Raw genomic sequence first — 13186 nt, 5'->3', positions numbered from 1 at the left:
CCTCAGTGGCCCCGGCCGCCGCCGCGGGTGCCGCGCGGGCGGGTCAGGGTGAAGCGGTCGACCGGGACGAGGTCCCCGTACGGGCCGCTGACGGAGTAGTAGGTGACGCCGATGGTGGTCTGCCCGTTTCGGCCGCCCGGGTCGACGTCGAAGGACGCGAAGCCGTACGGGTTGTCGGCGTCCCGGAAGGCGGACCAGGGGGCGTCCTCGATCACGTACACGGGCGGGCGCTTGCCGGTGGCCGGGTCGACGGTGCCGACGCCGGTGATCACCCGGGCCTTGGGCGGGTTGAAGAAGAGCTGGTTGGACGGGGCGGAGGTGCCGCCGCCGCCGATGACCATGTGGACGGTGCCCTTGGTGGTGTCGATGGTCCGGGTGTCGGTGGAGACCGGGATCGGCGTGCGGGTGTCGGTCGGCTGCTGGCCGCGGATCGGGTGCGAGCGCTCGTAGTGGTGCTCGTGGCCGCAGACCACCAGGTCCACGCCGTACCTGTCGAACAGCGGCACCCAGGACTCGCGGATCCCGAGGTCGGCGCCGTTGAACTTGTCGGCGGTGGAGATCACCACCTGGTGCATGCAGACCACGATCCAGTCGATCTCCGGGTCGGCGTTGGCCGCGATCAACTCCCGTTCCAGCCAGCGCTGCTGGGCGCCGCCGGAGTAGCCGTGGACGTAGCTGTTGCCGCCGTCCTGGTAGGCCACGTCGTCGTTGTTGAGGCTGATCACGCGCACCGAGCCGGCCGTGAACGAGTACCAGAGGCCGGCCGTCTCGGCGTCGGAGCGGGCGTCCGGCAGCTCGAAGTACGCCTGGTAGGCGCCGAAGCCGATCGGGCCGTTGCCCTTCTCGTTCTCGTGGTTGCCGGCCGCCGGCATCCAGGGGCGGTGGCGGGCCGAACGGCTGTTGTTCTCGAACCAGTCGGACCAGGTGCGGACCCGGTCGGTGGCGATGTTCGCATAGCAGAGGTCGCCGTTGAGCAGGTGGAACAGCGGGGCGATCCGCTCGACCCCGGCGGTGGTGTCGCCGGCGGCGGGGCTGCCGAGGTTGTCGTTCACGTAGCCGTTGGCGGTCTTCCTGCCGAGGGTGGGGGTGCCCTGGTCGCCGAAGCTGGTGAAGGTGAAGGCGGAGCGGCCGCGCGGGGCGGTGCGGACGGTGCCGAGCTCGGGGGTGGTGCCGTCGTGGACGGCGGCGTAGACGTAGTCCGTGTCGGCGCGCAGGCCGGTCAGCCGGGCGTGGTGCACCTGGACCTCGGTGCCGGAGGCGGCGTCCCGGTAGGTGCGGGTCGCGGCCTGGACCGTCCGGCCGAAGCCGTTGTTCGAAGTCCCGTACATCACGCGGGGGTTGCCGACCGAGCTGGTGGTGTGCCAGGAGACCACCACCTCGCGCGAGGCGTCCGAGCCGAACTGGAGGTGCAGGCCGGACACGCGCGGCGCGCCGGAGCGGCCCGGCCGCTGCCACAGCACCGGGGAGGCGGCGGCGGGGGTGGCCGAGAGGCTGGAGAGGGACACGGCGCCGCCGAGGCCGACGCCGGTCGCACCGGCCAGGAGGCCGCGGCGGCTGACGGAGAGGCGCCCACTGGATTCGTTCATGGCGGCCAGCCCACCGGACGAAGGTGAACCGCGCCCGGTCCACCGCGTGAACTTTCCCGCCGCTCACCCGTACGCCACACTGCTGGGCGTGACGAGTGCGAACGGCGAGGACCGGCGGGTGATCCGCACCCTGATCGCGGACGACCAGGAGGCCGTCCGGCGCGGTGTGCGGAGGATCCTGACGGCCCAGCCGGACATCGAGGTGGTGGGCGAGGCGGCGGACGGGCTGGCCGCGCTGGAGCTGGCGGCCGAACTGCGGCCGGACGTCGCGCTGGTGGACATCCGGATGCCGCGGATGGACGGGTTGGAACTGACCCGGCGGCTGGCCGGTCCGGGGGTGGCGGAGCCGGTGCGGGTGGTGGTGCTGACCACCTTCGACCTGGACGAGTACGTGTACCCGGCCCTGCGGCACGGGGCGTCCGGCTTCCTGCTGAAGCGTTCCGGCCCGTCCCTGCTGGCCGAGGCGGTACGGGCGGCGGCGGACGGGGAGAGCCTGATCAGCCCGTCGGTCACCGTCCGGCTGCTGCGGCACGTGACGGTGCCGCGCCGCCCGGACCGCCGTCAGGCGGCGCCGGTGGTGCCGCTGACCGAGCGGGAGGTGGAGATCGCCGGGCACGTCGCGGCGGGCCGCACCAACGCGGACATCGCCGCGGAACTGTTCATCTCACCGGGCACGGTGAAGACCCACGTCGCCAGCATCCAGCGCAAGCTCGGGGTGGCGAACCGGGTCGGGATCGCGGTGCACGCCTGGGAGATGGGCTGGGCGGCGCGGTGAGAGCCTCGGGGCGGCGGCGGCCGCGGGAGGGAAGAGACAGGAACGCGTCCACGGGGCCGAGGGGATGCTCCGTGGACGCGTGGAACCTGTGAGACTGGGGTGGCCTCCGGACGTGGTGTCCTCCGGCCGGTAGTTCGATCGTCGACCGAGGTAGTGCCCAGCGGCAGACCCTGATCCGTCTCGATCTGTCGCCACTGCCTCCTGCGGTCGAACTATTTCAGCTGCCTCACAGGTCCATCTCCCATCATGCGCCTCCCACGCGCCGTGCACCAGGGGTGTACGGCACGAATCCGGGCAATTTTCGCAACCCGGGCAGTCGGACAGTCGGACAGTCGGGCTTCAGGTGCGCGGGTTGCAGGTGTGCGGGGTGTCAGGTACGTGGGTTCAGGTGCGCGGCCAGCCGTCCACGAAGCTCAGCGTCCGCTGGTACGGCCCCTCGGGCCCGGTGCTGCGGTACTCCTCGGTGCTGCTGCCGGTCCGGACGGTGCGGTCCCCGTCGTGCCGCACGGCGGTGGGGCGCAGGGTGTGGTCGACGGTGGAGCGCTCGGTGACGTGGCCGCCGGTCGCCGCGGTGGCCTCGCGGTGGTAGCCGAGTTCCATGGCGGTGCTCTGGTCGGTGTTGCCGGCCGCGTCCCGGCTCACCCGGTAGGAGACGTCCAGCGGTTCGCCCTCGTGCACGGTCGTGGTGCGGCGCGGGCCGCCGCCCCAGGTGGCGGTGGTGCGGGTGAGGTCGGTGCCGTTGCGCAGCGTCAGGTCGTTGCCGCCGTCGCGCAGCCGCTGGGTGGAGCGGAAGGCGAGTTCGTCGCGGACCTCGGTGGTGATCCGGCCGTGCGAGGTCTGCACCCAGCCCCGGGCGAGGTCGTTCCGGGCGGCGGTGACCGTCCAGTCGCCGCTGCCGCCGCCGTGGTCGGCGAGGTCGGTGGCGACGGTGGCCTCCGGGGCGACCCGGTGGTCGGTGAGCTGTCCGGTGGTGCGGGCGGCGCCGTGGTCCGTCTCGGCGAAGAGGTTGACCTGTCCGGTCCAGACGTCGTTGTTCTGCGCCTCGGCGGCGTTCACGGTGATGCCCACGGTGTGCGGCCGGCCGTCCAGCAGCAGCCCGACGTACGGGGTGAGGTCGAGCCGGTAGGCGGGCAGGTCGAAGGCGAAGACGCCGGGCACGGGCCGCCAGAGCAGCGGGTCCCACCCGCCGGTGTAGATCACCGGGTACGGCCAGACGGCTCCGGCCATCCGGCCGTCCACGGTGAGCCGCAGCTCGCGGAACGGGCCCTTGCCGCAGATGCCGGTGCCCGGGTTGGCGGCGGCGAAGGCGTCCGGTGCGGAGGCGTACGCGAACTCCTCGCAGGCGCCGCCGCCTCGGGCGTAGACCTCGGCGGTGAGGCGTTCGAGGTTCTGCGGGAAGGTGAGGTCCCGTCCGGCGGTGGGTGCGGCCTGGGTGAGCCCGAACGGGCCGGTGGTGAGCAGCCGGTCGGCGGTGCGGGCGGCCGGCCAGTGGTCGTCCGTGGTGTAGAAGGTCAGGCTCGCGCTGATCGTGAAGACGCCGGTGTAGGTGGCGTCGGTGACGTTGGCGAGATCGAAGGAGAAGTCCTGCGGGCCGCCCGCGAGGAGCGGGGCGTAGCGGGTGACGTCGTGCTCGACGTTCCAGGCGATGCCGTCCTTGGACGGCTCCGGGGTGGAGGAGAGCAGCACCTGGACGCCGCCGACGCGGACGCTGAAGATGCGGTCGAACTGCCGCCCGGCGACCTGCCCGTGGAGGTCCAGGACCACCGCCGACCAGGGGCCCGCGCAGTCGGCGGGCGGGGTGAGGGTGGTGTCGTACGGGGTGTCCGGCGGGTTGCCGTACCCGTTGCGGAACTCGCGCTCGTGCATCACCTCGACGGTGCAGGCGCGGGTGTCGGGGCGGGTGAGCGGCTTGGTGGCGGTGACCGGGTCGTGGTAGTCGGTGCCGAAGTCGGCATGGGCCGGAGCGGCGGCGGTGAGGGTGCCGGCCAGGGTGAGGACGGCGGCGCCGACCAGACCGGCGGCGCGGCGGAGCAACGGGCGCAGGGCCAAGGCGGGTTCCCGGGGTCGGGCGGCCCGCGGACGGGTGCCGCGGGCCGGTCGGATGATCCGGGAATCCTTCCGGGGGTGGCATGCCAGCGTCAAGGGAGGGCGTCCGTCCGTCGCCGCGTCTCCGGCGGCGGGGCGGCCCGCTTCGCCGAGGCCGGCGAGTGCGACCCCGGGGACGCACCCTGGCTGCCGGCACGAACCGTCCATACGCTGAGCGGCATCCTGCTCCGTCGTAGTGGCACCCTCACAGAGAGTTCGCATCATGACCGGACTTCGCCCCGCCGCTCCCGCCGTTCCCGCTGTGCCTGCCGTTCCCGCTGCGCCTGCCGCTTCCGCTGCTTCCGCCATCGAGGTGTCCGAGGAGGTCGCCCGGGCGCTCGCCGACGGCCGGCCGGTGGTCGCCCTGGAGTCGACCATCTTCACCCACGGCCTGCCGAGGCCGCGCAACCTGGCCGTCGCGCTGGAGGCGGAGGAGCGGCTGCGGGCGGCGGGTGTCGTCCCGGCCACGATCGGGGTGCACGCCGGGGTGCCCACGGTCGGGCTGAGCACCGAGCAGATCACCGAACTGTCCGCCACCGACGGCCTGGACAAGGTGAGCCTGCGCGACCTCCCGGTGGTCGCCGCGCTCGGTCGGCACGGCGGCACCACCGTCGCCGCCACCGCCTTCCTCGCCCACCGCGCCGGCATCCGGGTCTTCGCCACCGGCGGCCTGGGCGGCGTGCACTTCGGCGCCTCGGAGAGCTTCGACGAGTCGGCCGACATCACCACCCTGGCCGCCACCCCGGTCACCGTGATCAGCGCGGGCGTGAAGTCCATCCTCGACATCCGGGCCACCCTGGAGCGCTTCGAGACCCACAACGTCCCGGTCATCGGCTACCGCACCCGCAAGTACCCCGGCTTCTACGTCACCGACTCCGGCCACGAGATCAACTTCAGTGTGGAGTCGCCCGAGCAGGCCGCCAGGGTCATCGAGGCCCGCGACCGGCTCGCCCTGCCGCAGGCCGTTCTGATCGCCAACCCGGTCGACCCGGCCAAGCAGCTGCCGCCGGAGGAACTGGACGGCATCCTGACGCGAGCCCGGGCCGAGGCCGAGCGGCAGGGCGTCACCGGCAACGCCTCCACGCCGTTCCTGCTCGACTTCATCCGGCGGGACACCGGCGGGCGCAGCCTGGAGGTCAACGTCGAGGTGTACCGGGGCAACGTCCGGCTCGGCGGGGAGATCGCGACCGCGCTGGCCGCGGGTGGTGCTGCCGGTGGCGTGGCCGACAGCGCGGGTGGCGCCGCTTCGGCCGTCGCCGCCGAGACCGGGGCCTGAGCCGTGCTGGGGGTGCTCGGTGACCTCGTCGAGGACATCGTGGTCTGGGCCGACGGCCCGCTGCGGCACGGCACCGACTCCGGCGCCCGGGTGTTCCGCCGGCGCGGTGGCAGCGCGGCCAACGTCGCCCGCTTCGCCGCCGGGCAGCACCCGGCGCGCTTCCTCGGCTGCGTCGGCGCGGACGCGGTCGGGGACGGCGTCGTCGCCGAACTGGCAGGCCACGGCGTCGACGTACGGGTCTCCCGGCGTGGCCGGACCGGCAGCGTGGTGGTGCTGATCGACCAGGACGGCGAGCGGACCATGCTGCCCGACCGGGGCGCCGCCACACTGCTGGAGCGGGTCCCGGACGCGTGGCTGACCGGACTGACCCACCTGCACGTGCCGGCCTACTCCTTCGACGGCGAACCGGTCGGCGGCACGGCCGTGGACGCGCTCGTGAGGGTCCGGCGGGCGGGCGGCACCACCTCGGTGGACGCCTCCTCGACCGGCATGCTGGAGAGGTTCGGCCGGGAGCGGTTCCTCGCGCTGCTGGCGGGGTTGGCGCCGACCTTCGTGTTCGCTGACCGCTCCGAGTCGGAGTTCCTCGGGCTGCTGGTGGGCGGTCTGCCCGGGCCGGAGCGCGCCCGGCTGGCGGCCACCACGGTCGTCACCAAGGCGGGCGCCGGGCCGACCGTCGTCGACGTGCCCGGTGAGCCGCCGCTCGTGGTGCCGGTGCCGCCGGTCGCCGAGGTGCGCGACCTCACGGGGGCTGGGGACGCCTTCGCGGCGGGGTTCCTGGCCGGCTTCCTGGACACCGGGGACCTCGCGCGCGCGGTTGGGCTCGGGCACCGCAGCGCGGCCCGGGTGCTGGCCTCGCCCGGGGCTTCCTGGGGCGGGGAGTGACGTTTCGGCGGGCTTCCGCTGAGCGCGGCCGCGGTGGGGCCCGGGGTCGCTCGGGCCCGGGGCCGCTCGGGCTCGGGGTCGCTCGGGCCCGGGGCCGCTCGGGCTCGGAGCTGCCTGGGGCCCGGAGCTGCCTGGGCCCGGTAAGTCTCAGGGCCCCGGAGCTACTTGGGCACCGCGTCCTTGCGGAGGAAGTGCTTCAGCTTCTGCCAGGTCCAGGTGTTGATCACGTCCTCGGCGGTGAGCCAGCCGCGCTGCGCCGTGCCGATGCCGTAGCGCGGGTAGGCGAGGTGGCCGGTGGCGTGCGCGTCGCTGTCGACGGCGAAGCGCACGCCGTGCCGCCTGGCCCGCAGGACGTCCTCGTCGCGCAGGTCGAGCCGTTGCGGGGAGCTGTTGATCTCGATCGCGGTGCCGGTGCGCGCGGCGGCCTCGAACACCGCGTCCAGGTCGACGTCGATCGGCCCGCGTCGGCCGATCCGGCGGGTGGTGAGGTGGCCGATGACGTGCACGTACGGGTTCTCGCAGGCGCGGATCAGCCGACGGGTCTGGGCGGCCCGGTCCAGGGCGAAGTGCGAGTGCACGGAGGCCACGCAGACGTCGAAGCCGGCCAGGAACCCGGGCGGCCAGTCCACCCCGCCGTCCGGGCCGATGTTCAGCTCGGTGCCGTGCAGTAGTCGCAACTTCTTGTGCCGGTCGGCGAGTTGCCGCAGCTGCTCGCGCTGGGCGAGCATCTTCTCGTCCGTCATCCGCTGCATCACCAGGTCCGGGGCGTGGTCGGTGACGGCGAAGTAGGAGTAGCCGCGGGCGGCGGCGGTGTCGATCATCTCCTCCAGGGTGGCCAGCCCGTCGGTCAGGTCGGTGTGGGTGTGCAGGTCGCCGCGCAGGTCGGACTCCTGGACCAGGTCCGGGAGTCCGCCGTCCAGCGCGGCCTCGATCTCGCCCCGGTCCTCGCGCAGCGGCGGCGGGATCCACGGCAGGCCGAGCGCCGCGTAGACCTCGTCCTCGGTCTCCGAGACCACCTTGGCGCCGCCGTCCACCTCGAACAGCCCGTACTCGGAGAGCTTCAGCCCGGCCCGGACGGCCATCGTGCGCAGCTTGATGTTGTGAGCCTTCGAGCCGGTGAAGTAGACCAGCGCCGCTCCCCAGTCCTCCTCCGGTACGACCCGCAGATCCACCTGTACGCCCTGGGTGGTACGGACCGAGGTCTTGGTGCTCCCGCTGCCGATCACCTCGGCGACGTACGGGAGTTCGGTGAGCGCGGCCATCAGCGGGGCGGAGTCCTCGGCGGTCGCGAGCACGTCGATGTCGCCCACCGTCTCGCGCATCCGGCGCAGCGAGCCGGCGTACGCGCAGCGGGTGCAGCCGGGGACGGCGGAGAGCGCGGCGACCAGCTGCTCGGCCAGCTCGGTGGCGGTGTCCAGCAGGGTGCGGCCGCCGGACTGCCGCATCAGATCGATGCCGTGCAGGATCTTCTCGCCGCTGCGCTCGCCGAAGCCGGGCAGGTCGGCGAGCTTCTCGGCGCGGGCGGCCGCGGCGAGTTCGTCCACCGAGGCGATCCCCAGGTCGCGGTAGAGGGCCAGGGCGCGCTTCGGCCCCACGCTGGGGACGGCCATCATCTCCCGTACGCCGGGCGGGATCTCGGCGCGCAGCGCCTCCAGGGCGGCGACGGTCCCGGTGGCGAGGTACTCGGCGATCTTCTCCGCGGTGGACTTGCCGACTCCCGGGATCTGCTGCAGGCCCTTGACGTCCAGGCCGGCCAGGTCCTCGGGGTGGCCGCCGACCGCGCGGGCGGCCTTCTCGTAGGCGCGGGCCCGGAAGGCGTCCCCGCCGGTGATGTTGATCAGGTCGGCGTACTCCTGGAGCAGCTCCCTGACCTGGTCGTTGAGCCGGGGCATGGGGCAAGTCTAGGTTCGGCGGCGTGGGCCTGCCGGGTGTGCTCCTCCGGGTGTGTGCTCCGTCGGGTGGAGCGGAGGTGGGCGGGGGTACTCCGCGGGTCGTATGGGGCGGGCCGCCCGGGGCCGGTCTCCCGGGGCGGTCTCCCGGGGAGGGCCGTACGGGGGGCCGCGGTCGTCGGTCGTCCTCGGGTCAGTCGTACGCGACGGTCAGCAGCAGGATGACGGTGAGCCCGCCGCCGGGGGTGGGCTCCACCGCGAGCCGGGCACCCGAGGCCACCACCAGGCTCCGCAGGGCGGGCCCCACCGGGCCGTCCGTCCGCCCGCTCCCGATCAGCCACTCGCGTGCCTCGGAGGGCTCGTGGGTGCCCTGGTCGGAGACCCGGATCTCCACCCGGCCGCGGGTCTCCGCCGTCCTGCCGGGTGCCCGCGGCACGGAGGTGCCGCCCGCCACGTCGGCCCGGACCAGCACCCGGCCGCCCGGCGGGCTGCGCCGGATCGCGTGGTCGACCAGCCCGGCGAGGGCGGCCTCCAGCCGGCGGGCGTCCCCGGCCACCACCGGGAGTCCGGGCGCCACCCGCACCGTCACGGCCGCCGCCCGGTCGCCGCCGCGCACCACCCGGCGGAGCACCTCGGCCACCTGGACGTGCCGGGCCATCGGCTCGCAGCCCTCCTGTCGGCCGGTCCACCGCAGCCGCTCCAGCTCCGTGCGGCTGAGCGCCCTGGGCGCGGCCGGCGCGCCCCGCGAGTACGGGCCGGGACCCTCCTCGGCCTCGGCCCTCGCCCGTGCGCCCACCCGTCCGGGCCCTCCCCGGCGTCCGGTGCCGCCCGCCCCGACGGCCCCGACGGTGCCGCCGAGCGCGCCGAGCGCCCGGGCCCCCGACGCGACGTAGCCCCAGAGCCTCCCGCGTGCCATCGCCCTGCCCCTCGTGCTCCCCGGCGGCCGTCATCCGATCCGCGGCCGACCGCGGTGGGCCGACCTCCGGGCCCTTCCTGCCAGCCTGCGCCCTCGGCCGCCCGGGTGACAATCCCGCTCCGGTCCGCGGTCCGTCCCCAGGCCCCCGCCGAGCGGCCGACCGGGCACCCGCCGACCGGCGGGGCCGGAGCCCGGGCGCGGTCCCGTTCGACGGACCGCACGGAGTCGAACCGCAAAGAGTTCTTCGCAAAAAACCCTTTGCAAAGAACTCTTTGCGGTTCTAGTCTCCTGTCATGACCGAAGAGCACGGCTGGAAGCACAGCGACGACCAGCGCGCCGTCGCCCTCACCGCGGAGAGCATGCGGGCGATGGCACATCCCGTACGTCTGCGAGTGGTGGGGCTGCTGCGCAAGTACGGCCCCTCCACGGCGACGCGGCTCGCCGCGGAGTTGGGGATCAACTCCGGCGCGACGAGCTACCACCTGCGCCAGCTCGCCGCCGCGGGCTTCGTCGAGGAGGACGAGGGGCGCGGCAACGCCCGCGAGCGCTGGTGGCGTTCGGCCCACCGGCTCACGGTCTGGACGGTGGACGACATGGCGGACGAGCAACTGGGCGAGGCCGCCGGGTACCTGCGGTCCGTGCTGGCCGCGCACAGCCTGGCGGCCCAGCGCACGCTGGACGCCTTCGAGGCGATGCCGCGGGCCTGGCGCAAGGCGGTGAACCTGAGCGATCTGGTGCTGCAGTTGACGCCCGCCGAGGCCGAGCAGCTGTCCGGCGAGTTGAGCGAGGTGATACGGCGCTACCGCTGGGTGGGCGCCGAGGGGCCGGTCCCGGAGGGATCGGAACAGGTGTCCGTCGTCGTCCACGTCCTGCCGGACGTGCGCGACGACGCCGACGAGGGGGAAACCACATGACGAGCACCACCACCACCGCGAGAACCGCCGTCGACGGGCCCGGGCGCAGCTTCCGGCCGCTCGCCGGGGTGCTGGCCGCCTCGGTCGTCTCGGTGACGGGCACCCGCGTCTCGGCGATCGCCCTGCCCTGGTTCGTCCTGGCCACCACCGGCAGCGCCACCATGACGGGCCTGGTCGCCTTCGCCGAGATGGCGCCGTACGTGGCGGTCAAGGCACTGACCGGTCCCTTGGTGGACCGGCTCGGGCCGCGGGCGGTGTCCTGGACGACGGACGCGGTCAGCGCGGTCGCGGCCGGGCTGGTCCCGCTGCTGCACGCACAGGGGCTGCTCCCGTTCTGGGTGCTGCTGGTGATGGTCGCGGTGATCGGGGCGATGCGTGGCCCGGGGGACTTGGCCAAGTCCGTCATGGTCCCGGAGGCGGCCGACCGAGCCCGGGTGCCGATGGAGCGCGCCACCGGCCTGTCGGGCGTCACCGAGCGGCTGGCCTCCACCGTCGGCCCGGCGGTCGGCGGCGGGCTGGTCGCCCTCGTCGGCCCGCTCGCCGGGCTGGCGGTCAACGCGGGCACCTTCGCGCTCGGGTCGCTGATCATCGCGGTCGCGCTCCCACGCGGCATGGGGCGCTCGGCGGTGCCCGCCGCGGCCGCCGACCCGTCCGAGGGGGAACAGCCCGCGGGCTACTGGCGGATGTTCCGCGAGGGCTTCACCTTCCTGCGCTCGGAGCCGCTGCTGCTCACCGTCACCGTGATGGTCGGCATCACCAACCTGATCGACGCCGGATTCACCACCGTTCTCGTCCCGGTCTGGGCGCGGGAGTCGGGCAACGGCCCGGCCGCCATCGGCCTGGTGGCGGCCGTCATGGGTGCCACCGCGGTCGTCGGCAGCCTGATAGCGGCCGCGGTCGCCTCCCGGCTGCCCCGCCGGACGGTCTTCTTCGCCGGGTTCCTGCTGTGCGGTGCACCGCGCTTCCTGGTGCTCGCCTTTGGCGCGCCGATGTGGCTGGTGCTCGCGGTCTTCGCGATCGGCGGCTTCGGCGCGGGCTTCCTCAACCCGATCCTCGGCGCGGTGCTCTTCGAGCGGGTGCCCCGCCACCTGCTGGGCCGCGTCCACGCCCTCGGCGATTCCCTCGCCTGGGCCGGCATCCCGCTCGGCGGGCTGGTCGCCGGTGCGGCGGTCGCCATGGTCGGGCTGATACCCAGCCTGCTCGCGAGCGGAGCCCTGTACTTCGCCACCACCACGCTGGCCGGGCTGCGCCCCGAGTGGCGCGAGATGGACCGCCTCCGCGGGCATGCGGGTGGCGCGGGCGAGGTGGGCAGCGCGGACGGTGCGGGCAACGCGGGCGGTGCGGCGGCCGAGCCGGAACCGGTGCACAGCGCGTAAGCCGCCCGTCGGCGCGGCTGACGGGCCCGGCCGGCGGCAGGGGCGGAAGCGTCCGCCGGGCGACGGCCCGCCCAGTGGAGCAGCACCAGGCTGGCAAGAGCGGCGAGGGCACACGAGGTGGAGACGAAGGCGAGGCGCCAGAGCAGAGCACAGACGACAGCACCCGCACCGGTGGGCACGGACCAGGCGCGCCACCCCCGCGACCGCGACCACCCCACCGGTCACGGCGTCCGCCCGCGCGCTCAAGCACATCGCGGCCTAACCGCTGCTCCCGGGGCGGCCGCTCTCCGGGGGAGCGCCGGTCGGTTTCTCCTCCGGCCCGCCCCGCGCGTCTCCCCGCGTGTCTCCCCGTCTGTCTGCCCGCGCGTCTCCCCGCGCCTCGTCCGGCGCTTTTCCCTCCGCCGCTTCCTCCGCCTTTCCCTCCGTCCTGGTCTCCTCCGACTTCTCCGGTTCTTCCGGCAGCGCCCCGATGCTCTCCAGGGTGTCGCGGGCGGTTCCGGGCATCGCCGGATGGCGGCCGATCACGATCACCCCGATCACGATCGCCAGCATCCCGGCCGCCTGCCAGGCCAGCGCGGCCGGGGTCACCCGCAACCGGTCGCCGAGGAAGCCCACCGCGCAGGCGATCCCGGCCAGCGGCTGGGCGGCGGTCAGCGCCGGCAGGGACATCCGCAGCGGCGCGGCCTCGAAGGCGCTCTGCACCAGCAGCAGCCCGACCACCCCCGCCACCACCACCGCGTACGGCTGCCAGCTGCGCAGCACCGCGGCCAGGCCCTCGTGGTCGAGGCGCTGGGTGGTGGTCCGGGTCAGCGCGTCCTGGAGGCCGTAGAGCAGTCCGGCGGCGAGCGCCAGCAGGGTCGCCTCGTCGAACAGCGGCAGCCGCCGGGCCAGCGAGACCAGCAGCAGGACCAGCCCGACCACCGTGCCGACCACCAGCCAGTGCCGCAGCTCCCCGGCGGGCGGCCCGCCGCCCGTCGGCTGCCCGGCCACGATGAAGGCCGTCACCCCGAGGGCCAGCAGCAGCACCCCGGCCCAGCCGGAGCGGCCCAGGGTCTGACGGGTCAAGACCCGGGCCAGGGCCATGGCGAAGATCAGATTGGTGGCCAGCAGCGGCTCGACCAGCGACACCTCGCCCTGGTTGAGGGCGAGCGCGGAGAGGATCAGCCCACTGACCATGAACCCGGTGCCGAGCAGCCACTGCGGCATCCGCATCAGGTCGAGCAGCAGCCGCCAGCGCAGCAGATCGGAACGCGGGGCCTGCTGCGCCGCGTGCTGCTGGAGGACGAAGCCCAGCCCCAGACAGCAGGCCGCACTGAGAGCGAGGAGGAAGACCGCCACGGAGGGACCACCAGGTTGTCGCTGCCCGCGCCGCGCCGACGAGTCCGAGGGGTGGGTCGGGCGTCGCGGCCGCTCCCGTCAGCGTACCGCCGGGCCGGTGCCCGGGCCGGTCGCGCGACACCACGGCGCGGCGGGCGCCGGGCGCTCCC

Annotated in this window: 9 protein-coding genes and 2 pseudogenes; 5 read left to right on the top strand and 6 right to left on the bottom strand. The window is 74.4% G+C overall.

The annotated features are described in order from the left end of the window. Positions 1-2 precede the first annotated feature (2 nt). Positions 3-1586 carry a purple acid phosphatase family protein gene (locus tag ACIQ87_RS29785; RefSeq protein ID WP_402412473.1) on the bottom strand — a complete coding sequence of 528 codons (1584 nt, stop codon included), beginning with the start codon at positions 1584-1586 and terminating at the stop codon, positions 3-5. An 88-nt stretch (positions 1587-1674) separates the two neighbouring features. Here ACIQ87_RS29785 and ACIQ87_RS29780 point away from each other — a divergent pair, with 88 nt between their 5' ends. Then, entirely contained in the window at positions 1675-2361 is a 687-nt protein-coding gene (locus ACIQ87_RS29780) for a response regulator (RefSeq protein WP_402412471.1), read from the top strand. A 384-nt stretch (positions 2362-2745) separates the two neighbouring features. Here the strand turns inward: ACIQ87_RS29780 and ACIQ87_RS29775 are convergent, their stop codons facing one another. Further along, complete coding sequence (locus ACIQ87_RS29775) at positions 2746-4410, bottom strand: peptide-N4-asparagine amidase (protein WP_402412468.1); 1665 nt, start codon at positions 4408-4410, stop codon at positions 2746-2748. 343 nt (positions 4411-4753) lie between these two features. Between ACIQ87_RS29775 and ACIQ87_RS29770 the strand changes: the two genes are divergently transcribed. Then, entirely contained in the window at positions 4754-5722 is a 969-nt protein-coding gene (locus tag ACIQ87_RS29770; protein ID WP_402412613.1) for a pseudouridine-5'-phosphate glycosidase, read from the top strand. A 3-nt stretch (positions 5723-5725) separates the two neighbouring features. Continuing rightward, positions 5726-6604 (top strand): carbohydrate kinase family protein, encoded by an 879-nt coding sequence (locus ACIQ87_RS29765; protein ID WP_402412465.1) that lies wholly within the window; start codon positions 5726-5728, stop codon positions 6602-6604. A 161-nt stretch (positions 6605-6765) separates the two neighbouring features. Here the strand turns inward: ACIQ87_RS29765 and polX are convergent, their stop codons facing one another. Both polX and ACIQ87_RS29755 read right to left on the bottom strand, forming a co-directional pair. Beyond that, on the bottom strand, positions 6766-8496 hold the full coding sequence (gene polX, locus ACIQ87_RS29760) for a DNA polymerase/3'-5' exonuclease PolX (protein WP_402412462.1): 1731 nt from the start codon (positions 8494-8496) through the stop codon (positions 6766-6768). Positions 8497-8686: 190 nt separating this feature from the next. Next, a complete protein-coding gene (locus tag ACIQ87_RS29755) occupies positions 8687-9409 on the bottom strand; it encodes a sensor histidine kinase (protein WP_402412459.1) in 723 nt (240 codons plus the stop codon). Positions 9410-9702: 293 nt separating this feature from the next. On the opposite strand from ACIQ87_RS29755, the gene ACIQ87_RS29750 reads away from it, so the two are divergent. Continuing rightward, entirely contained in the window at positions 9703-10323 is a 621-nt protein-coding gene (locus ACIQ87_RS29750) for a helix-turn-helix domain-containing protein (RefSeq protein WP_402412456.1), read from the top strand. After that, positions 10320-11699 carry an MFS transporter gene (locus tag ACIQ87_RS29745; RefSeq protein WP_402412453.1) on the top strand — a complete coding sequence of 460 codons (1380 nt, stop codon included), beginning with the start codon at positions 10320-10322 and terminating at the stop codon, positions 11697-11699. The genes ACIQ87_RS29750 and ACIQ87_RS29745 overlap by 4 nt, the downstream gene beginning before the upstream one ends. Positions 11700-11755: 56 nt before the next feature. On the opposite strand, the pseudogene ACIQ87_RS29740 reads toward ACIQ87_RS29745, so the two are convergent. Continuing rightward, positions 11756-11917 (bottom strand): annotated as a pseudogene (locus ACIQ87_RS29740) (DUF6629 family protein); the annotation flags it as partial. A 280-nt stretch (positions 11918-12197) separates the two neighbouring features. Then, positions 12198-13037 (bottom strand): annotated as a pseudogene (locus ACIQ87_RS29735) (DMT family transporter); the annotation flags it as partial. Between the last annotated feature and the right edge of the window lie 149 nt (positions 13038-13186).

The organism is Kitasatospora sp. NPDC096204 (genome assembly GCF_044763205.1).
Taxonomy (GTDB): Bacteria; Actinomycetota; Actinomycetes; order Streptomycetales; family Streptomycetaceae; genus Kitasatospora.
The sequence above is the reverse complement of the archived record's forward strand: the minus strand, read 5'-3'. Positions and strand labels throughout refer to the sequence as shown.